We start from the raw sequence: 19,307 nt of genomic DNA, 5'->3' as shown, positions 1-19,307 counted from the left end.
CGCCCCGGGGGGCGGCCCCCCCCCCCCCCCGCGGGGCCCGGGGCGGGTGGCGCGGGGTCCCCGTCCGGCGGCGGGGGGGGGGGGGGCCCCCCCCCCCCCGGGGGGGGGGGCCCGCCTGCATTCCCGGGTGGTACGCGGGTGCTACCAGGACGACTTGGTGACTCCGGGGAGGTGTCCGGCGTGGGCCTGCTCGCGTATCCGGACCCGCGAGAGCCCGAACCTGCGCAGAGACCCGCGGGGGCGGCCGTCCACACCGTCGCGGTTGCGCACCCGGGTCGCGCTGGCGTCGCGGGGCTGCCCGCGCAGCTGTGCCCAGGCGGTGCGGCGCTCGGCCTCGGTCGAGGACGGCCGCCGCACCGCCTGGGACGCCGCGGGCGGGGCCCTGTGCGTGGAGAATGCCGGGCCCTGGCTGCCGGACGCCGCCTGGGAGTTGGTGCCGCCCATGCGCAGGGCGGCCGCATCGCTGGACTGGCACCCCGAGCACGGCGACTGCTGCCAGCACCTCGTCTTCACCTCGCCGGGCCTCGACCGGCAGGGCCTGGCGCGGCTCCTGGAGTCCTGCCTGCTGACCGACGCCGAGTACGGCTCGGGACCGGAGGCCTGGAAGAGTCCCGCCCCAACCCGCTGGACGCGGCGACCCGGCCCTCCGGCAGCGGCTGCCGGAGGGGCGGGGGCCGCCGCGAGGGCTCAGTTGTTGGAGCCGACCATGTTGTCGTGGCCCGCGTTGAAGATGTCGTCGAGGGCGAACTGGGACCAGTCGCCGAAGACGATCACGTACGAGTTCTCGGCCGGGGCGTTGACGGTCACGTCGGCAACGGCCGCGGACGCGCCACCGAGGACGATGGCGCCGACGGCCAGGACGGTGAGCACGGAACGCACGGAACGCATGGATGCACCTTTCGCGGAGGGAGGGGGCATCCCCGAACCTAGAGAGGAGTCCGCGCGCTGTCCCGCAGCACGGCCGGGCGCGCTCAACACCAAGCCGATTGGCCGACGCCCACCACGGGCCCGGCCACCCCGCACGGGCACATTAGGCTGACGCCATGAAGATCATCGACCTTGAGCCCGGCGACCCCCGGCTGACCGGCGACCTGCTCCCCGTACTGCTGGAGCTGCGCACCCACCTCGACGAGGAGCTGTTCCTGCGGATCCTGGAGGAGGGGCACGGCCAGGGGCTGCGCTTCACCGCCGCCTACGACGACGCCGGCGTGTGCGTCGGCGCGGCCGGCTGGCGGATCGTCGCCAACACCTACCTGATCCGCAAGCTCTACGTCGACGACCTCGTCACCGCCGCCGCCTCCCGCTCCACGGGTGTGGGCCACGCGCTGCTCGCACACCTGGAGCGGCACGCCCGGGCGGCCGGCTGCACCGCGCTGACGCTCGACTCCGGCACCCAGCGGACCGACGCCCACCGCTTCTACTTCCGTGAGCGGATGGCAGTGACCGCCTTCAACTTCGAGAAGCCGCTGGTCTGACACCGGACGGCGGGCGCATCGGGGTAGTCCACTTTCATGGAATTGGCCTTGCCGCGGACATGATTGGCCTCGGTACCTTCGCCGCATGCGCATCCAGATCGTAGACGCCTTCACCACGAGCCCCTTCGCCGGAAACCCCGCCGGCGTCTGTCTGCTCCCCGCCGGACAGTGGCCGGACGACTCCCGGTTGCGGCAGGTCGCGGCCGAGCTGAACCACTCGGAGACCGCCTTCGCCCTGCCCCTCCCGGCCGGGGTGGAAAGCGGCGGGGAGATGGTGGAGGGGACCGACTGGGAGATCCGGTGGTTCACTCCGCTCGTCGAGACCAATCTGTGCGGCCATGCCACTTTGGCCACGGCCCACACACTGCGCCGTGAGGGGCTGCTGACCGGACCGGTGAGGTTCCACAGCAGGTTCAGCGGCGTCCTCACCGCCCGGGGCGAGGACGACGGGTCCATCACCCTGGACTTCCCCGCCGCACCGCCCACCGAGGTGCCCGTACCGGCGGGACTGGCCGAAGCCCTCGGGGTGCGGCCCCAAGCCGCTTACCGTACGGGCGCCCTGGGCGACCTGCTCACGGTGCTGCCCGACGAGGCGGCCGTCCGGGCGGTGCGGCCGGACCTCGGGGCGGTGGCCGCGCTGACCCGTCGTGAGGGGCTGCGCGGGGTCATCGTCACCGCGCCGGCCGCCTCGGCGGGGCTGGAGTACGACTTCGTGTCCCGCTTCTTCTCCCCCGCCGAGGGCATCCCCGAGGACCCGGTCACCGGCAGTGCGCACACCGCTCTGGCCCCCTACTGGTCGGCGCGGCTGGGCCGCCCCGACGGGGTCACGGGCCTGCAGGCATCGGCTCGGACCGGCCTGGTCGCCACCTCGCTCCACGGTGACCGCGTCCATCTGTCCGGGCACGCGGTGACGGTGCTGGAGGCGACCCTGCACGCCTGACCCGTGACCGAACCGTCTCCGCCCCGACGCCCGCCCGAACTCGTCCGTGGGTCGGCTGCTTGCTACGTTCTTGCGACAGCCGACCTCGGGGGACCCGCTCATGCCTGCACCTGCCAGACCCGGCCGGGTCCTGTCCGCCGTGGCCGTGGCCGCCGTCCTGCTCGCCGGGTCCACCGGGTGCGAGGACGAGGACGGGACCGCTGCGAAGGCGTCGGCGACCGTCTCGCCGTCGGCTTCGACGGCGCCTTCCGCGTCGGCTTCGGTGTCGCCTCCACCGTCGGCTTCCGCTTCGGCTTCGGCTTCGGCTTCGGCCTCCGCGTCCGCCACCCCCGCGGCTGCCGTCTCATCCTCCGCGCCCCAGCCGCCGGCCGCGGCCCCGCCGCCCGCTCCGACCCGGTTGCAGGCGTCGGTCGACACCCGGGGCGGGGGGCTCGCCCTGGTACGGGGCGGGGCCGCACAGGAGTTCACCGTCACCCTGCGGAACGGGAACTCCGCCGCGTACGGGCACCTGCGGGTCGCCTTCCAGATGGAGTTCCTCGTCGGCGAACCCGGCGACGCGCCGGGCAGCGGGCCGGGCTTCGCCCTGGAGCACTTCGACGCGCCCTCGGGCACCTGGAAAGCGGCCGCACTGCGCATCGCCAACGACCACGAGCCCGAGTCCATGTACACGGGGGGTGCCCCGCTCGCCCGCGAGGCCGTGCGCGTGGAGCGCTACCGGCTGCGCGCGACGGCCGGCGGGCCGACCGGCAGCACCCCGCTGATGGTGTACTTCATCGACACGGACGCCGACGGGTCGGCGGCCACCTCCGTGTACCTTCCGCACGCCACCCGCTGAGGCTCGCTCAGCCGGACGCCGCTGGTGCTCGGTGGAACGCTGCGGGAACCCCGCGAAGATCGCCGGTTACCGATCCCGCGCCCTCGGCGGCTCCTGACCGGGCTCGGACAGGGCGAGCACCGCGGTCCGCCACGCCGCGGTGACCGCCGAGCGGGCCCGGTCCGTGGCCTGCGGCACCCGGTCGGGGAGGTGGAGCGGTGCGCCGATGTGGACGTGCAGGCGGGGCCGCCGCAGCGGGGCGGTGACGGCTCCGGCGAGCTGCTTGCCCCGGCTGCCGGAGCACAGTCGGCGGGCGCCGGCCTGGCCGACGGGCACGAGGGGGGCTCCCGTCGCGGCCGCGAGCCGGGCGAGCCCGCTACGGAAGGGTCCGGGGGCGGACTCCCCCGAGTCGAGGCGGCCCGGCAGTCGGCCTTCGCCGTAGATGAGCACACTGTGGCCGGCGGCGAGGACCGCGGCCGCGGCGTCCAGGGACTCGCGGGCGCGGGAGGTGCCGCGGTGGACGGCGATGTGCCCGTCGCGGCGCAGCGCGGCCCCGAGCAGGGGCACCCGCCAAAGGCCTCCGGTGGCCAGGATGACGGGTTCGATCCCGTACCGCCGCAGGGCCGCGACCACCACGACGGGGTCGGCGAGCGAGGTGTGGTTGGCGACGATGATGCTGCCGGCGGCGGGCCGCGCCACGGCGTCGGCGGTGACCGTCAGCCTCCCGACGGCGGGCAGGACGGCGGCGGCGATTCGGCTGAGCATGGACGGCCCCGTTCGGGTGGCGCTGCGGTGATGCGGTGGTGCTGTCCATGGTCGGGCCGGGCGGCTTCGCGGGCATGAGTAGCCGTACTCACCCCGTATGGGGACCGGAACCGGGTCGCGGTCCCGCTGGACCGGCAGCGGCGGATGCTCCGATTTTCGGCGGCGCGGAACCGATAGACGTCACGCTACGCATATATTGCGGACTCACGTCTGGTTCTTGCGTCGGTTCATAAACTTCCTTCCATCGGAGTCGTAGCCTCCTGCGTTGAGCCGACTCACTCCCCCGCCGATCGAGCCGCAAGGACGTGCGTGCCCGTGTCACATCTGCCGCAAAGCCACGCCCCGACCCCCGAGCAGGTCCACGGGATCAGACGGCGCGGCGCCGCCGTCTTCCTGGCCCTGGCCCTGACCGCGCTGACCCTCGGCAGCGCCCCCGCCGCGTACGCCGCCGGGGTGCCCGCCCCTTCGCCCATCGGCATACCGGGGCGCGGCGCGGCCGTGCCGTTCACGGAGTCGGAGGCGGAGTACGCGGCCTCCAACGGCACGCTCGCAGGCCCCGACCGTTACTACGGCCCCGGCCACCGCCAGGCCGGCCGGCGCGCTCGACGCGGTGGCGGACTTCGGCGCCGACCCCACCGGCGCCACCGATTCCACCGCCCGGATGCAGGCCGCGGTCGACGCCGGACACGCCCAGGGCAAGACGGTCTCCGTCCCTCCGGGCAACTACACGCTCTACGACCACGTCGTGGTGGACGGGGTCACCGTCCAGGGCGCGGGCCCCTGGCACAGGGTCTTCGGCGGGCGTGACGCGGTGAACCGCAACCGCGCGGCCGGCTTTTACGGCAAGTACGTCCCCGGTGGCGGCTACACCGGCCCGGTACGGGCGCACGAGGCGAACGGGCCGAGCAGAAACGTGACGCTGAAGGACTTCGCGATCATCGGCGACATCCGCGAGCGGATCGACGACGACCAGGTCAACGCCATCGGCGGCGCGATGTCGGACTCGACGGTGGACAACCTGTGGGTCCAGCACGTCAAGGTCGCCGCGTGGATGGACGGCCCGATGGACCGCTTCACCATCAAGAACAGCCGGTTCCTCGACATGACGGCCGATGGCGTGAACTTCCACACCGGTGTCACGAATTCGCGCGTCACCAACACCTTCGTGCGCAGCTCCGGTGACGACGGACTCGCTTCCTGGCCCCTGGACAGGCCGAACACCGACATCAGCTTCGACCACAACACGGTCGTCCTGCCGATCCTGGCCAACAACATCGTCACGTACGGCGGCAGGGACTTCACCCTCTCGGACAACGTCATGTCCGACACCGTCAGCAACGGCGGCGGGCTGCACATCGCCAACCGCTACCCGGGGGTGAACTCCGGCAAGGGCACCGCGGTCGCGGGTACCATCACCGCCGCGCGCAACACCCTGATCCGGGCCGGGAACAGCGACTTCAACTGGAACTTCGGCGTCGGCGCGATCTGGTTCTCCGGCCTCAACGAACAGACGTCACCATCGACGGCGCCGGGACCTACGCCATCCAGGCCCAGGCCGGCATCGCGATGAAGCTCACCAACGTCACCGCGAAGAACATCGCGCAGGCAGCGACCCCGGTCCACAACTGCATCGGCACCGGGCTCCAGATCACCGACGGCGGCGGCAACTCCGGCTGGAACACCGGCCAGACCTGCTCGGGCGTGTGGCCGGCGCCGGTGTGGACCAACGGCGGCGTGCCCTCCGGCGGCGGCACCACGCCTCCCACGACCCCTCCGACCGGCAACCTGGCTGCCGCCGTCCACGGACTGGGCGACGCGCACTGAGACCCTCTCGGTCCTCGGCTCCGCCGACAACGACACCTGGTCCACCCTGAAGGGCTCCGCCGCGGTCACCTTCAACCCCGCGTCGGGCAACAGCGCGACGCTCACCTTCGACGCGGCCTCCGCCCGTTACGTCCGGCTGAACATCACCGGAAACACCGGCTGGGCGGCGGGCCAGGTCTCGGAGTTCGAGGTCTACGCGCCCGACGGCGGCCCGACGACCCCGCCGACCACTCCCCCTACGACGCCTCCGACGACACCTCCGGCGAACTCCAACCTCGCCGCCGAGCGGACCGTCGGCCGCCTGGTGCTGAAGCTCCCGCCCGCATGGGGCACCCGTACCCAGACCCTGTCCGTACTCGGATCGGGCGACAACACCGGCTGGTCGACGCTGAAGGCCTCTGCCGGTTACACCTTCACGGAGGGGACCAACACCGTCACCGTCTCGCTGCCCGCCGCCGGAGCGCGCGCTATCTGCGCCTGGTCTTCACCGCCAACACCGGCTGGCCCGCGGGCCAGCTGTCCGAGCTGGAGGCGTACGCCTCGTAACGCGGACGCGGCCATCCCCGTCGGCGCGAAGGCCCCGCCGGCCATCGCGAGTTGAACCCCCTTGCCGGGTCCGGCAGTCGACACTGGGCGTACTGGACTCTTCCGGAAGGGAAGTGACGCCGTGAGCGCAGTCGCGCTGCTGGGGACCGGGATCATGGGCTCGGGGATGGCCCGGAACCTGCTCCGAGCCGGGCACGGGCTACGGGTGTGGAACCGGACCCGGGAGAAGGCGGCTTCGCTGGCCGCCGAGGGGGCGGTGGTCGCGGACACGCCGGCCGAGGCGGTGGCCGGGGCCGAGGTGGTGCTCACCATGCTCAACGACGGGGCCGCGGTGGCCCGGGCCATGACCGCGGCCGTACCGGGGCTGCGCGCCGGGCAGGTGTGGGCCCAGATGGGCACGGTCGGCGTGGCCGCGCTCGACGAACTGGGCGGATTCGCCCGGGAGCAGGGGCTCGTCTTCGTGGACGCCCCGGTCCAGGGCACCCGGCAGCCCGCCGAGGCGGGGACCCTGGTGGTGCTGGTCTCGGGGCCGGCGGAGCCACGGCTGGACCCCGTCTTCGACGCCGTCGGCAGCAGGATCGTGCGCGTCGGGGACGAGGCGGGCGCGGCGACCCGGCTGAAGCTGGCGACCGTCGGGTACGCGATCACGGTGACTGCGGCGGTCGGCGAGGCCCTGGCGCTGGCGGAGGGCCTCGGGGTGGACCCGGAGCTCTTCGCGCAGGCGGTGACCGGCGGCCCGATGGACAGCCCGTACCTCCAGGCCAAGATGCGGGCGGTCCTGGACCGGGACTTCGCCCCGAACTTCACGGTCCGCGGCGCGGCGAAGGACACCGCCCTCATCGCCGAGGCCGCCGGCGCGGCAGGCGTCGCGGTGGACCTGGCGGTCGCCGCCCGGGCCCGCTTCGAGCGGGCCGACGCCCAGGGCCACGGCGCCGAGGACATGGCGGCGGGCTACTTCGCGGGCTTCTCCGACACCCCGTAGCCGGGCCGGTCGCCCGGTCGCTCGGCCTGCGGGTCGGCCGGCCGGTCGGCCGGTCCCTACGGAGCGAGGACGTCGAGCTCCTCAAGCGCGCCGGCCGCGATCCGCCGGGTCAGCGCCTGCGCGCGGGCCGCGTCCCCCTCCCGTACGGCCTCGGCCACCTGTACGTGCAGGGTGACGGCGGCGGGATCGGGGTCGTGGAACATCACCTCGTGCTCGGTGCGGCCGGTCAGGACCTCGGCCACCACGTCGCCGAGCCGGGCGAACATCTCGTTGCCGGAAGCGTCGAGCACGATCCGGTGGAAGGCGATGTCGTGCCGGAGGTAGCCCTCCAGTTGGTGGCCGCGCGAGGTGCGGACCATGCCGAGGGCCGCCTCCGTCAGCGCGGCGCACTGCTCGGGGGTGGCCCGGGCGGCGGCGAGCCCGGCCGCGACGGGCTCGATCGCGGAGCGCAGCACGGTGAGGGAGCGCAGCTGGCGCGGCCGGTCGCTCCCGGCGAGGCGCCAGCGGATGACGCGCGGGTCGTAGACGTTCCACTCCTCGGTGGGGCGCACGGTGACGCCGACTCGGCGCCGCGACTCGACCAGGTGCATCGATTCCAGGACCCGGACCACCTCCCTGACCACCGTGCGGGAGGCCTCGAACTCCTCGGCGATCTCGTCGGTGCGCAGCACGCTGCCCGGCGGATGCGCGCCCGCCGTGATGGCGAGGCCGAGGGTGTCCAGCACGCGGGAGTGAAGCCCCTGCACAGGACTGCCTTCTGTGGTCATGGCGTAAGCGTACGGTGACCGCCCGATCGAACAAAAGATGTGATTTTTTCTGACCAACCTCTTGAATAAGTACTACTTAATGGGCTTCAGTGGTGCCCGCACGAACCGAGGTCGACGAGGACAGCGAGGTGCGCGGTGATGCGCGTCATTGTGGTGATGGGCGTGGCCGGCACGGGCAAGACGACCGTGGGCGCACTGCTCGCGGACGCGCTCGGCATCCCGTACGCGGAGGGCGACGCCTTCCACCCGGCGGCCAACGTGGCCAAGATGTCCGCCGGAACCCCGCTGGACGACGCGGACCGCGGGCCCTGGCTCGACGCCATCGGCGAATGGATCCGCAACCGGGCCGGGGCCCGCGGCGGAGTGGTTTCGGCCTCCTCGCTCAAGCGCGCCTACCGCGACCGGCTGCGCGCCACCGCTCCGGGCGCGGTGTTCGTGCACCTCACCGGTGAGCGCCCGCTGATCGAGAAGCGGATGGCGGCCCGCCGGGGCCACTTCATGCCCACGACACTGCTGGATTCGCAGTTCGCGACGCTCGAGCCGCTCCAGCCAGACGAAGCCGGCGTCGCCGTGGACGTGTCGGGGACCCCGGAAGAGATCACCGAGCGGGCGCTGGCGGCCCTGCGCCGGCTCCTCACACCCTGACAGCCCTCACCCAAGACCGAACGAGAACGAAGGAACCACCGTGACCGGTCTCAGCGTCGAGACACTGGCAGCGGCCGCGACCGAACCGATCACCTCGGCAGGCACCACCCAGTTGGGCATCGCCGTCCTCGCGGGCATCGCCGTCATCGTCCTGCTCATCACCCGTTTCAAGCTCCACGCCTTCCTGGCGCTGACGCTCGGCTCGCTCGCCCTCGGGGTGTTCGCGGGCGCGCCGCTCGCCAAGACCATCGCCAGCTTCACCGCCGGGCTCGGCGCGACCGTCGCCGGGGTGGGCGTACTGATCGCGCTCGGCGCGATACTCGGGAAGCTGCTCGCGGACTCGGGCGGGGCCGACGAGATCGTGGACACGATCCTCGCCCGCGCCAAGGGCCGGGCCATGCCCTGGGCGATGGTGCTCATCGCCTCCGTGATCGGACTCCCGCTCTTCTTCGAGGTCGGCATCGTGCTGCTGATCCCGGTGGTGCTGCTGGTCGCCAAGCGGGGCAACTACTCGCTGATGCGGATCGGCATCCCGGCGCTCGCCGGCCTGTCGGTGATGCACGGGCTGGTCCCGCCGCACCCCGGCCCCCTGGTCGCCATCGACGCGCTCCACGCCAACCTGGGCGTCACCCTCGCGCTGGGCGTGCTCGTCGCGATCCCGACCGTGGTGATCGCCGGTCCGCTGTTCTCCCGGTACGCGGCCCGGTGGGTCGACATCCCGGCGCCGGAGGACATGATCACGCAGCGGCCGTCGGCAGAGCTGGAGCACCGCCCGCGGTTCGGGGCGACGGTCTTCACCGTACTGCTGCCCGTCGCCTTGATGCTGGTCAAGGCCCTGGTCGACATCGTGGTCGACGACCCGGCCAACGCGGTGCAGAAGGTCACGGACGTCGCCGGCTCCCCGCTGATCGCCCTGCTCGCGGCCGTGCTCGTGGGCATGTTCACCCTCGGCCGGGCCGCCGGATTCACCCGGGCGCGACTGTCCTCGACGGTGGAGAAGTCCCTGGCTCCGATCGCGGGCATCCTGCTGATCGTGGGCGCGGGCGGCGGCTTCAAGCAGACCCTGATCGACGCGGGCGTGGGCGGGATGATCCTGGACCTGTCGGAGAACTGGGCCGTCCCGGCCCTGCTGTTGGCCTGGCTGATCGCGGTGGCCATCCGGCTGGCCACGGGCTCGGCGACGGTCGCCACCATCTCGGCGGCCGGTCTCGTCGCACCCCTCGCCGCGGGCATGTCCACGACGGAGACCGCCCTGCTGGTGCTCGCCATCGGCGCGGGCTCACTCTTCTTCAGCCATGTGAACGACGCGGGATTCTGGCTGGTCAAGGAGTACTTCGGCATGACGGTCGGCCAGACCCTCAAGACCTGGTCGGTGATGGAGACCATCATCTCGGTGGTCGGCCTGGGCTTCGTGCTCCTGCTGTCACTGGTCCTCTAGTGCTGTGGCCGGCACCTCGCCGAAGGTCTCCGCCAGGTACGCCGCCAAGGCAGCGGACGTCGGCGGGGAGGAGCGGGCCCCCAGATAGCCGTCCGGGCGCACCGCGAACAGGGTCGGGCCCTGCGGCCGGTAGATCCTGCCGAACTCCCCGCGGGCGTCCCGGTACACGGGAAGCGGCCCCGCGGACCCGTCCGGTGCGCCGTCGGCGAGCAGGACGCAGGTCTCCACCCGGCCGCCCGACAAGGCCCGGGCCGTGGCGGCCAGTTCGACGGATCCCACCGCCCCGGCCTGGTCCGCGTAGAGCAGCAGCACATGGCCGTCGCGGTCGCGCAGCAGGTCGTGGAGCCGGAGCGGGTAGGTGCTGACGGCGCCGCTCAGTCCCTCGCAGTCCGGTGCCCGGTCACCGGCCTGCGGGCCCTGCGGCGCGACCCCCGCGACCGGGCCCACGATCGGGCTGCCGCGGTAGCCGACGAGGAGTTGCGCCTCCCGCATCGTCATCACCGCCGCGTCCGCCGGATCGGCCTGTACGCCGCCTTGCGTCGCGTGCCGGACGGTGCGGCCGACGACCTCCTCGCCGACCGGCCGGCGTTCCGCGTCGTAGCTCGCCGTCAGCTGCGGATGGGCGGCGCCCCCGACGGCGAGCGCCAGCTTCCAGGCCAGGTTGTACGCGTCCTGGATCCCGGTGTTCATGCCCTGCGCGCCCGTCGGCGGGTGGATGTGCGCCGCGTCCCCGGCGACGAAGACCCGCCCCTGCCCGTACCGGTCCACGATGCGGTGGCTGATGCGGAACACGGAGGACCAGCGCAGCGCGGAGGCGAGGGTCGGCTGCGGCGACAGACGGTCGAGCACCTTTTGGATGTCGGCCAGTTCGGGGCCGCGGCCCGTGTCCAGCCCGTGGGCGATGCCGTCCGCGGCCGCGCCGTCCTGCCCGCCGCGGACGGACAGCTCGGGGGCGACCAGCATCGACACCCGGTACCGGCCGGGGCCGGGCAGCGGGATGAACACCAGCACGTCGTCGACGACACCGTCCGCGTCGCGGTGCATGGCCCGTACGCCGTAGCCGCGCGGCATGTCCCAGTCGACCTGCACGTCCGCCAGCATGTACTCCTCGGGGAAGGCGCCGCCCTCGAAGGTGAGCCCGAGCCCCTTGCGGACCGCGCTGTGCGCCCCGTCGCAGCCCACCAGGAACGCGGAACGGACCTCCTCCTGCGCCCCGGAGGCCGTCGTCAGCAGGCTGGTGACGCCGGTGGCGTCCTGGGTGAAGGAGACGAGCTCGGTGCCGCGTTCGATCCGCGCCCCGAAGCGGGCCAGGTGCTCCTCCAGGATCCGCTCCGTCTCGTACTGCGGCAGTGCGGCGAAGCCGTACGGCACCTCGGCCGGGAGCGGCATGTCCATCCGCGGCTGCTCGACGCCGTTCACGTACACCAGTTGCCCGAGCATCGGAACGGCGGCTTCCAGGGCGGTACGGATCAGGCCCATCCGGTCCCAGATCTCCAGGGTGCGGGGCATGATGCCGACGGCCTTCGCGTACGGCAGCCGCGCCGGGAGCCGGTCGACCAGGCGGCAGTCCACGCCGCGACGGCTCAACTCCACCGCCGCGGTGAGGCCGACCGGGCCGGCGCCCGCGATCAGTACGCTCCGAGTGTCGGTGTGCGTCATGGACGTCGCCTCCGCATCCATCCTCGCGTGGCGTTGCCCTTACGGCGACCCGGCCGCGTCGAGCTGGTTCGCGGCCAGCGCGAAGCCGTTCGCGGCGACGGCGCAGCGGTCGGCGAAGCCGCGCACCTCGCTGCGGAACGCCTCGCCCTTCGGACCCGGCCAGCGCAGGTGGACCACGGCCGCGCGCAGCCGTACGGCGTGCGAGCGCAGACCGGCGGCGTGCGAGCGCAGCGCCGAGGCGGGCGCCTGAACGGGGGGCCGGGTGGGCGCGGGGGCGGGGGCGGGGGCGGGCGCCGCGGCCAGGACGACGGTGGCAGCGACCCTCCGGGCGGGCGACGGCGGGGCGGGCTCGCCGCGGCCCGGGCCGCGGTCGAAGAAGGCCAGGCAGGCGGCGCCGAACCCGAGGAGCGGGTCCGCGGTCATGACCCGGCCGGTGGCCACCTGCCAGCCGGCGTGGTCGTTGAACGGGTTCTCGTCGGTCAGCGCGTGCCAGGCGAGCAGGTCGGCGAAGGCCGGGGAGAGCAACGCGAAGGCGTACGCGGAGCCCCGGCTGCGCATGAGCGCGCGGAACGCGCGGACGGCCTCGCCCTGCCGGTCCTCCTCGACGGCCTTGAAGACGGCGGCGGCGTCCGGGTGCGCCGCCAGCTCGGGGCGGCCGGCGCTCGCGGCCCGGATCCGGGCCTTGAGCCCGCACACGGCGATGCTGACGGCGAGGCTCTCCCGGCCGGTGAGGATCCCGGCGAGCCGGCCCGCCGCCGCGACTCCCCGGCCACGCGGGGCCCAGCCCAGGCCCGCCGGGTCGGTGAGCGTGCGCAGCAAGGTGCGCCAGGCGGGTCTGCGGCGCCCGCCCCGGGCGAGGGCGGCTGCGGGCAGGCGGGCGCCGAGCGCCAGTGCGGAGGCGTGCCGGGCGGCTTCGCCGACGGCGTCGGCGGCCTCGGCGAGCTCGCGGCACACGGCGCCCAACAGGGCGACGTCCGGGTCGGTGGACGCGGAGGTCACGGCGTCGGACATGGCTTCCTCGCCTTGCATCGGGGTTTCGGGGGCGGCGGTCAGCGGGGGCGGCGGGCGGTCAGCGGTGGCCGAGCAGGAGCCGGATGCCCTGCGGGTCCAGCGTCATGGGCAGCGGGCCCGTCGGGTTGAGAACCGGCCGGGCCGACTCGACGCGGTGGCCGCGCAGCACCTCGGCGCAGAGCGCGGAGGTGAGCAGCAGCCCGAGCCGGCTGCCGGGGCAGCGGCCCGCGCCGTGGCCGAAGGGGGCCATCCGCATGTCGTGGTCGGATGCGGGGGCCTTCCAGCGGCCCGGTACGAAGACGTGCGCGGCCGGTACGTGCTCCGGATCCCGCTGATGGAAGGCTGCGGGCGCCAGGAGGGTGGTGCCCGGCGGGTGGCGCTCGCCCTGCCACTCGGTCTCGGTACGGGTGACGCGGACCAGGTCGGGCACCACCGGGAAGAGCCGCAGCGACTCCCGTACGCAGGCCCGCAGCCGGGGCAGTTCGGCGCGGGCATCGCAGGCTCCGCCTCCGGCTTCGGCGGCGGCCGCGTCCTGCTCGGCGGGGTGGGCGCCGAGGAGCAGCAGGGTGCGCAGCAGGGTCGCGGGGACGGCGTCCATGGCCGCCAGCCAGTCCTGGGCGGGGCCGACGGGGTCGCCGTGGCGGGCGGCCCGGCCGACGAGGGTGTGCGGGGCGGCCTGCGCGGCGTACTGCCGGATCCGGGCCACGGCCTTGTCGTGCAGGGTCCGGACGGTACGGGCGTTGCGGGCGCGGCCGCCGCGCAGCTGGCCGAGCAGGGAGGTGAGTTCCTCGTCGCCGGCGGCGGCGTCGCCGAGCACGATGCGCCGCCCGATGCGGGCCACGGTGTGGCGGGCGCGGGTGAGTTCGAGGCTGCCGGCGGCCGTCAGGAGCGGGGCCTCGGCGGCGACGGCGGCCAGGAAGGGCCCGCAGGAGGGGTGCACGGGGGCCTCGGCGGCCAGTACCTCGTCGTGGATCCACCGGCGTGCCCCACGGGGCTCGCCGGACGGTTCGGTGTGGAAGCGGCGCAGGTCCTGCGGGTCCAGCAGGAGCAGTGCGGTCCCGGCGGGGCCGCGTACCTGGACGGGCGCGCTCCCGTGCCGTTCCCGCAGCGCACGCAGCGCGGCGGCGGACCAGCGCGGCCGGGCGGGGGCGGCGCAGGGGTGCGTGCCTTGGCCCCGGGCGCCGCCGCTCACGAAGCCGCGGACGAGGACGGGCAGGGTGTGGGTGGCGGCGAAGCGCACGGCCTCGGCCCGCCCGCCGCCGCCCCGGGCGCCGGAACCGCTTCGCAGGGGGTCGAGAGCGGCCTCGTGGACCGTACGCATCGGGGTACCTCCGCGCAGCCGTGGACGACGTTCGGTGACATCGGGATCACCGTACGTCGCTCCCGCGGGGCGCGCGCCCCGAGGACTACGGCAGGGGGTCGAGCTCCGCGAGCAGGGCGGCCGTGTCCAGTCCGGCGGCGAGATAAGCGGCGAAGGTCTCGTTGTGCAGGGCCCACGGGGAGCGCCGGCGGCGCACGAGCGCGATCGCCTCGGCGGCCGGGAGTCCACGCTCGACGAGGCACTGGGCGACGACGAGCCCGGACCGGTTGTACCCGGAATGGCAGCGCACCAGGATGACGAGCCCGGAGTCGAGGCCGAGCGAGGCGGCCCGGGCGAGCCGCTGGACCGTACGGAGCTGATCGGCCGTGAGCGCGGCGTCGGGCACTTCACCGACGACGTGCTCCGCACGCGGGCCGGGCCCGTGACCGGAGCGGGTGAAGAGGCTGATGACGAGGTCGAACTCGTCCTCGACCACGACGGGGCGCAGCTCGCCGGCGGCATCGGTCCAGTAGTGGCCGCCCATCCAGAGCCCGGGGGCGATCTCGTCCCAGGGACTTTGCGGGCCGGGTACGTCGCGGTCCCGCCGGCGCGTCTTCCTCATTCGGAGCCACGGCTCCCCTGGTCGCGCCGACGCCTCGACACGTCAACTGGGGCTCAAGGATAGGCAGTCGCGAAGAGCGCCGCGTCGCGGAAGGTCTTGCGGAGCGGGCCGGGGGGGCGGGTGGGGAGGAGGAGGGCCCAGCGGTGGTGGCGGGGGGCGATCCACAGGGCCGGGGTGTCGCCGTGGGACCAGGCGCCGTGCGGGGCCGGGTGCCAGAGGAGGCCGCGGGCGGGGGTGAGCTCGCCGGTGCGGATGCGCAGCGAGTCGGCGGTCCAGGAGCGGGTGATGGGGCGCTCCGCCGGGGAGAGCAGGTGGTGCGCGAAGCGGACGAGGTCGGCGAGGGGCGCGTGCAGGGTGCCGTCGGCGGCGAAGCGGGTCCGGGTCATGCCGAGCGGGGTCCAGATCCGGTCGGCGGCGCACTGGGCGAGCGGGCTGCCGGTGAGGTGTTCCGCGAGGCGGGTGAGCGTGCCCGGTGGCGCCGCCGTGTCCCGGGTGAGCAGGTGGTGGGCGGTGGTCCCGGCGGGGGCGGCTTCGGCGAGGCCGTCGCCGTAGGCGGACAGCGGGGTGTGCAGGCTCAGTTCCCCCGCCTCGACCAGGGTCCCGATGACGGGCCACAGCGCCAGCACGGCCGCGAGCCCGCCCACCTCGTACGTGCGGTCGGGTGGGGCGTCGGCGCCTTCGGAGGACGCGTGCACCCCGTCGGGGCCGCCGACCGCCCAGGCGGCGCCGGGGTCGGTGGACCGTACGAGTGCGTGGATGGGGTCGGTCCGGTCGTCGCTCTGGAGCGTCATGTTCAGCCACGCTACGACGCTCCGTGCGCCGTCCGCCGCGCGTCGCACGGCGTAGTCACCCCGCGCCACCCGATTGCCGGTACGACAATCCGAGTGGAGCGGGGTGACGTCCGGCTAGCTCTTGTCGGGGCGGTCCGTCACGCGCAGGGTGTTCAGCAAGGGCTTGCCGAAGCCGCTGTGGGTGACGAAGCGGATGTTGAGCACCCCGTCCGTGACCGTCACCGTGTACGTACGGTTCACGGCCGTGTACGGGCCCGCCTCCAGGGAGATGTCCAGGGAGGGCAGGACCTGCGCACCCTCCGCCAGGACGTCGAAGACACGCTTGTTCGGCTTGGTGGAGGAGAGCTCCGCGAAGCCCAGCTCCACCGTGTAGGTCCCGTTCGGGACGTTGTCGAAGCGGTACTCGTACATGCCCTCGCGGGCGTTGCGGAACAGCCGCTGGTCGTCCGTGCCCGCGATCGTGCGGCCGGTGGACTGGACCGAGCTGCTGCCCTGGTAGCCGTACGAGCCGGCCGTGTACTTGCGGTCAGGGGACCAGCCGTCCCCGAGCACGTCCGTGCCCGCGTAGTCGGAGCCCGCGTCCAGGGCGACCTGGTAGCGCGGGACGACGACCTTGACCGGGACGCTGAGCACCGGCGAGCGGCCGCTCGCGGACGCGATCTTCAGATCGGCCGTCAGTACCGTCCCCGGGGTGAGGCCCGCGGTGTCCACCGTGAGGGTGATCGGGGACTTGCCGCCCGTCGGGAGGTTCCCGCTGCCGGGCGTGGCCGTCAGCCAGGCCGCGTCCTCGGTCACCGTGAAGTCCGTGCCCAGCCCGGGGTTGGTGAGTTCCAGGGTCCGGGTCCGCTTCTGGTTCGGCGGGAGGACCGCCTCCACGGCGGGCTTGGAGGCCGTGACCTTGCCGGTGCGCAGGGACTGCGTCACCGCCGTGACGTCGGCCGGCTTGATGTCGACGGTCGCGGTGGCGGACTCGTACGAGGGCGCCGACAGGGCCACCGCCCGCGAGCCCGACGGGCTCTGGACGACGTAGCCGCCGTCCGCGGCCGTGGTCGCGGACACCGCCGTGTCGCCGGCGCCGACTGTGACCGTGGCGCCCGCGACGCCCTTGCCGTCGTTCGCGTCGAGGACGCGTCCGGCGACGACACCGCTCTTGGTGGTCCGGAAGGCGACGGACAGGCCGTCCGTGATGACCGCGGTGTTGAAGGAGTACTTGAAGGCGTCGCTGCCGGTCGCGTTCTCGACGCCCACGGTGGCCGTGGAGCCGCCCTTGATGCCGGTGCCGCCCGTCCCCTTGTAGGAGTACGTCACGGTGCCGTCCTCGCCGATGGCCGCCGAGAAGGAGAACTTGTCGTTCTGCGCGGACCAGTGGGCGACCTCGCGCCACTCGATCACGTAGCTGCGGTGCGGCGCGGTGCCGGTGACCGCCGTGAAGACGCCCGAGCCGCTGCCGGCCGCGCCGACGACGAGATCGTCCCAGAAGGGGTAGAGGGCCGCGTTCGGCGTACCGGCGCTCGGGATGTCCCCGTTGATGTCACCGGTGTTGTTGCCGCCGAAGCTGACCGTGCCGTTCGTGCCGATCCACGCCTGGCCGTACGTCTTGCCGTACAGCGGCAGCGGGAAGGGCAGCTCGACGCGCTCGGTGGTGTTGTCACCGGTCAGGGCGAGCTGCCGGTCCCCCGCCGGGTACGGGCGGTCGCCCGCGGCGGCGCAGGCGTAGCCGTAGCCGTCCGTGCGCTCGGGCAGGTTCACCGCGACGGTGGTGTCCCCGGCGACGGTGACCTTGGCCGTGCCACCGGTGAGGCAGCGCGAGGAGTGGGTGGCGTTCACGTCGTACGTGCCGTACGGCAGCGTGACCTCGAAGCGGCCCTGCGCGTCGGCGGTCGCGGTCACCGGGGTGTCCGCGATGGTGACGGCGGCGCCCGCGGCGGGTCCTGCGGCCGAGGAGACCGTGCCGGTCAGCTTGCCGGAGGCCGCCTGGGCGAGGGTGAAGTCACCCGTGGCGGTGGCGTTCTCGGTCACCGTGGCCGTTGCGGTCTGCTGCCCGAAGCCGAACTTCGACGCGGTCAGGGCGTACGCGCCCACCGACAGGGAGCGGAAGCTGTACGTGCCGTCGGCCGCGGTGGTCGTCGTACGGTCGATCGGGCCGTCCGCGGTGATCTTGACGCCGGCGACGGGGTCGCCGGAGCCGGAACGGACGGTGCCGCCGAGGGCGCCGATCGCGCCGCGCGGGGCGCCCGTCACGGCGGCCAGCGCGTCGAGCTTGCCCTCGCCGAAGACGTTGTTGTCGGCGGCGGTGCCGCCGCACTGGCTGCTGTCGGTGTCCTGCGCGGTGCCGTCGAGCAGCGCCTCGGTCTGCGCGATGTCCCCCTCGAGGGCGGGGGCGGCGGACCAGAGCAGCGCCACGGTCGCCGCGGTGTGCGGCGAGGCCATGGAGGTGCCGGAGAAGGACTCGTACCCGCCGCCCGGGACGGAGGAGCGCACGTTCACGCCGGGGGCCGCGATGTTCGGCTTGACGATGCCGCCGGGGCCGGCTCCGCGCGAGGAGAAGGAGGCGATGGCGCCGTTGACGTCGAAGGCGCCGGAGCTGTAGGAGCTCGCGTAGTCGCCGGGCGAACCGCTGGTCGCGCAGCTCGGGCCGGAGTTGCCGTTCGAGAAGGCCGGGAAGATGCCGGCCGCGCGCCAGGCGTCGACGATCTGCTGGTACCAGTCGTCGTGCGCCGCGCTGCCCCACGAGTTGTTCACGACGTGCGGGGCGAGGTCGGGACGCGGGTTCTGGCCGTTCAGGTCGGTCGGGGCGACGATCCACTGGCCGGAGGCGAGCAGCGAGGCCTCGGAGCAGGAGCCGGTCTCGCAGCCCTTGGCCGCGATCCACTTGGCCCCCGGGGCGACGCCGGTCTTGTTGGCCCCGCCGTCGTCACCGACCATGGTGCCCATCGTGTGGGTTCCGTGGTCGTTGTTGTCGCAGGGCGCCGCGGTGGGGCAGACGCCGCCGGGGTCGAACCAGTTGTAGTTGTGGTCGTACGACCCGTCCGCGTTCTTGCCGCGGTACTGGTTGTTGACGGCCGGGTGCGTGTAGTCCACGCCGCTGTCGATGTTGGCGACGACGATGCCCTCGCCGCGCACCCCGAGCTGGTCCCACACCTGCGGGGCCTTGATCCGGTCGATGTTCCACTCGACCGCGTCGGCGCCGACCTGCTCGCGCCGGCCCTCGGCGGGCTTGGGGAGGGTGACCTTGTCGTCGGCGTCGATCCGGGAGACCTCGGGGCGCTGGGCGAGGGTCCCGGCGAGCTTCTCGCTGCCGACGACGCGCACCGCGTTGACGATCCAGTACGAGGTGTACTCGGCCTTCGCACCGTCCAGGGCCTTGATCACCTCGGCCTGGGTGCGTGCGGCGTGGTCCTTCTTGAGCCGCAGCACCGTCTCGGCCTTCGCCGCGCGGGTCTGCTGCCTCTCCGCGGAGCCGAGGTCGGCGGCGCTGTCGAGGTAGACCCAGAAGACGGCTTTGGCGGAGTCGTCGAGCTGGGCGCGGAGCTTGGGCTCGATCTTGCGCGCGGCGGCCGCGCCGGGGGTCGGGCCCGGTTCCGGCGCCGCCGCGGCGATGCCCGCGCCGAGGGGCAGGAGCAGGAGCGAGGTGAGCGCGGCGAGCGCCGTGCGTAAGGATCGTCGTCTGTTGCGTTGTGCCACGTGTGGTCTCCTCGTACGCCGTGTGCAGGTTGTGCGGGAAGGGA

15 protein-coding genes and 3 pseudogenes are annotated in these 19,307 nt (G+C 73.8%); 8 read left to right on the top strand and 10 right to left on the bottom strand.

The annotated features are described in order from the left end of the window. Positions 1 to 141: 141 nt before the first annotated feature. Positions 142 to 363, bottom strand: a pseudogene (gene rpsN, locus ACFWBF_RS02895) (30S ribosomal protein S14); the annotation flags it as partial. Here rpsN and ACFWBF_RS02890 point away from each other — a divergent pair. Then, a pseudogene (locus tag ACFWBF_RS02890) lies at positions 359 to 610 on the top strand (GTP-binding protein); the annotation flags it as partial. The pseudogenes rpsN and ACFWBF_RS02890 overlap by 5 nt on opposite strands. Before the next feature lie 77 nt (positions 611 to 687). On the opposite strand, the gene ACFWBF_RS02885 reads toward ACFWBF_RS02890, so the two are convergent. Then, positions 688 to 888, bottom strand: coding sequence for a hypothetical protein (locus ACFWBF_RS02885; protein ID WP_385594152.1), 201 nt, complete (start codon positions 886 to 888; stop codon positions 688 to 690). A 155-nt stretch (positions 889 to 1,043) separates the two neighbouring features. Here ACFWBF_RS02885 and ACFWBF_RS02880 point away from each other — a divergent pair, with 155 nt between their 5' ends. The 3 genes from ACFWBF_RS02880 to ACFWBF_RS02870 all read left to right on the top strand — a co-directional run bounded on the left by ACFWBF_RS02880 (position 1,044) and on the right by ACFWBF_RS02870 (position 3,250). Further along, positions 1,044 to 1,475: a GNAT family N-acetyltransferase gene (locus tag ACFWBF_RS02880; protein ID WP_385594149.1), complete on the top strand. Its 432-nt coding sequence runs from the start codon at positions 1,044 to 1,046 to the stop codon at positions 1,473 to 1,475. 85 nt (positions 1,476 to 1,560) lie between these two features. Beyond that, positions 1,561 to 2,415, top strand: a complete 855-nt coding sequence (locus ACFWBF_RS02875) for a PhzF family phenazine biosynthesis protein (RefSeq protein ID WP_385594146.1) — start codon at positions 1,561 to 1,563, stop codon at positions 2,413 to 2,415. 100 nt (positions 2,416 to 2,515) lie between these two features. Then, the gene (locus tag ACFWBF_RS02870; RefSeq protein ID WP_385594143.1) at positions 2,516 to 3,250 is read left to right on the top strand and encodes a hypothetical protein; all 735 of its coding nucleotides are present in this window, start codon (positions 2,516 to 2,518) and stop codon (positions 3,248 to 3,250) included. 66 nt (positions 3,251 to 3,316) lie between these two features. Here the strand turns inward: ACFWBF_RS02870 and ACFWBF_RS02865 are convergent, their stop codons facing one another. Beyond that, positions 3,317 to 3,994 carry a lysophospholipid acyltransferase family protein gene (locus ACFWBF_RS02865; protein WP_385594138.1) on the bottom strand — a complete coding sequence of 226 codons (678 nt, stop codon included), beginning with the start codon at positions 3,992 to 3,994 and terminating at the stop codon, positions 3,317 to 3,319. Between the two features lie 315 nt (positions 3,995 to 4,309). Between ACFWBF_RS02865 and ACFWBF_RS02860 the strand changes: the two are divergent. Together ACFWBF_RS02860 and ACFWBF_RS02855 are read left to right on the top strand one after the other, a co-directional pair. Then, a pseudogene (locus tag ACFWBF_RS02860) lies at positions 4,310 to 6,364 on the top strand (discoidin domain-containing protein). 121 nt (positions 6,365 to 6,485) lie between these two features. Beyond that, positions 6,486 to 7,346 (top strand): NAD(P)-dependent oxidoreductase, encoded by an 861-nt coding sequence (locus tag ACFWBF_RS02855; RefSeq protein WP_385594133.1) that lies wholly within the window; start codon positions 6,486 to 6,488, stop codon positions 7,344 to 7,346. A gap of 56 nt (positions 7,347 to 7,402) precedes the next feature. On the opposite strand, the gene ACFWBF_RS02850 is transcribed toward ACFWBF_RS02855, so the two are convergent. Further along, positions 7,403 to 8,113 (bottom strand): FadR/GntR family transcriptional regulator, encoded by a 711-nt coding sequence (locus ACFWBF_RS02850; RefSeq protein ID WP_385594128.1) that lies wholly within the window; start codon positions 8,111 to 8,113, stop codon positions 7,403 to 7,405. 138 nt (positions 8,114 to 8,251) lie between these two features. Between ACFWBF_RS02850 and ACFWBF_RS02845 the strand changes: the two genes are divergently transcribed. Next, complete coding sequence (locus ACFWBF_RS02845; protein ID WP_385594124.1) at positions 8,252 to 8,758, top strand: gluconokinase; 507 nt, start codon at positions 8,252 to 8,254, stop codon at positions 8,756 to 8,758. Positions 8,759 to 8,798: 40 nt separating this feature from the next. Further along, positions 8,799 to 10,196 carry a gluconate:H+ symporter gene (locus ACFWBF_RS02840; protein ID WP_385594121.1) on the top strand — a complete coding sequence of 466 codons (1,398 nt, stop codon included), beginning with the start codon at positions 8,799 to 8,801 and terminating at the stop codon, positions 10,194 to 10,196. On the opposite strand, the gene ACFWBF_RS02835 is transcribed toward ACFWBF_RS02840, so the two are convergent. The 6 genes from ACFWBF_RS02835 to ACFWBF_RS02810 all read right to left on the bottom strand — a co-directional run bounded on the left by ACFWBF_RS02835 (position 10,182) and on the right by ACFWBF_RS02810 (position 19,263). Beyond that, entirely contained in the window at positions 10,182 to 11,855 is a 1,674-nt protein-coding gene (locus ACFWBF_RS02835; RefSeq protein ID WP_385594118.1) for an FAD-dependent monooxygenase, read from the bottom strand. The two genes, ACFWBF_RS02840 and ACFWBF_RS02835, sit on opposite strands and share 15 nt — an antisense overlap. Before the next feature lie 39 nt (positions 11,856 to 11,894). Further along, a complete protein-coding gene (locus ACFWBF_RS02830; protein WP_385594115.1) occupies positions 11,895 to 12,866 on the bottom strand; it encodes a hypothetical protein in 972 nt (323 codons plus the stop codon). 58 nt (positions 12,867 to 12,924) lie between these two features. Next, positions 12,925 to 14,187 (bottom strand): cytochrome P450, encoded by a 1,263-nt coding sequence (locus tag ACFWBF_RS02825; protein WP_385594113.1) that lies wholly within the window; start codon positions 14,185 to 14,187, stop codon positions 12,925 to 12,927. Positions 14,188 to 14,272: 85 nt separating this feature from the next. Next, the gene (locus ACFWBF_RS02820) at positions 14,273 to 14,788 is read right to left on the bottom strand and encodes a protein phosphatase (RefSeq protein ID WP_385594110.1); all 516 of its coding nucleotides are present in this window, start codon (positions 14,786 to 14,788) and stop codon (positions 14,273 to 14,275) included. Between the two features lie 53 nt (positions 14,789 to 14,841). Further along, on the bottom strand, positions 14,842 to 15,579 hold the full coding sequence (locus ACFWBF_RS02815; protein WP_385594107.1) for a hypothetical protein: 738 nt from the start codon (positions 15,577 to 15,579) through the stop codon (positions 14,842 to 14,844). A 114-nt stretch (positions 15,580 to 15,693) separates the two neighbouring features. Next, on the bottom strand, positions 15,694 to 19,263 hold the full coding sequence (locus tag ACFWBF_RS02810; protein ID WP_385594104.1) for a S8 family serine peptidase: 3,570 nt from the start codon (positions 19,261 to 19,263) through the stop codon (positions 15,694 to 15,696). Positions 19,264 to 19,307 lie beyond the last annotated feature (44 nt).

It is taken from the genome of Streptomyces sp. NPDC060028, assembly GCF_042736725.1.
Classification (GTDB): Bacteria; Actinomycetota; Actinomycetes; order Streptomycetales; family Streptomycetaceae; genus Streptomyces.
This window is presented reverse-complemented; position numbering and strand designations above follow the sequence as displayed.

Excerpts from the sequence above, each read along its gene's own strand:
- ACFWBF_RS02850 (WP_385594128.1), bottom strand. The coding sequence starts at position 8,113 with ATGACCACAGAAGGCAGTCCTGTGCAGGGGCTTCACTCCCGCGTGCTG.
- ACFWBF_RS02885 (WP_385594152.1), bottom strand. The coding sequence starts at position 888 with ATGCGTTCCGTGCGTTCCGTGCTCACCGTCCTGGCCGTCGGCGCCATC.
- ACFWBF_RS02880 (WP_385594149.1), top strand. The coding sequence starts at position 1,044 with ATGAAGATCATCGACCTTGAGCCCGGCGACCCCCGGCTGACCGGCGAC.
- ACFWBF_RS02845 (WP_385594124.1), top strand. The coding sequence starts at position 8,252 with ATGCGCGTCATTGTGGTGATGGGCGTGGCCGGCACGGGCAAGACGACC.
- ACFWBF_RS02815 (WP_385594107.1), bottom strand. The coding sequence starts at position 15,579 with ATGACGCTCCAGAGCGACGACCGGACCGACCCCATCCACGCACTCGTA.
- ACFWBF_RS02875 (WP_385594146.1), top strand. The coding sequence starts at position 1,561 with ATGCGCATCCAGATCGTAGACGCCTTCACCACGAGCCCCTTCGCCGGA.
- ACFWBF_RS02835 (WP_385594118.1), bottom strand. The coding sequence starts at position 11,855 with ATGACGCACACCGACACTCGGAGCGTACTGATCGCGGGCGCCGGCCCG.
- ACFWBF_RS02870 (WP_385594143.1), top strand. The coding sequence starts at position 2,516 with ATGCCTGCACCTGCCAGACCCGGCCGGGTCCTGTCCGCCGTGGCCGTG.
- ACFWBF_RS02830 (WP_385594115.1), bottom strand. The coding sequence starts at position 12,866 with ATGTCCGACGCCGTGACCTCCGCGTCCACCGACCCGGACGTCGCCCTG.
- ACFWBF_RS02865 (WP_385594138.1), bottom strand. The coding sequence starts at position 3,994 with ATGCTCAGCCGAATCGCCGCCGCCGTCCTGCCCGCCGTCGGGAGGCTG.
- ACFWBF_RS02820 (WP_385594110.1), bottom strand. The coding sequence starts at position 14,788 with ATGAGGAAGACGCGCCGGCGGGACCGCGACGTACCCGGCCCGCAAAGT.
- ACFWBF_RS02825 (WP_385594113.1), bottom strand. The coding sequence starts at position 14,187 with ATGCGTACGGTCCACGAGGCCGCTCTCGACCCCCTGCGAAGCGGTTCC.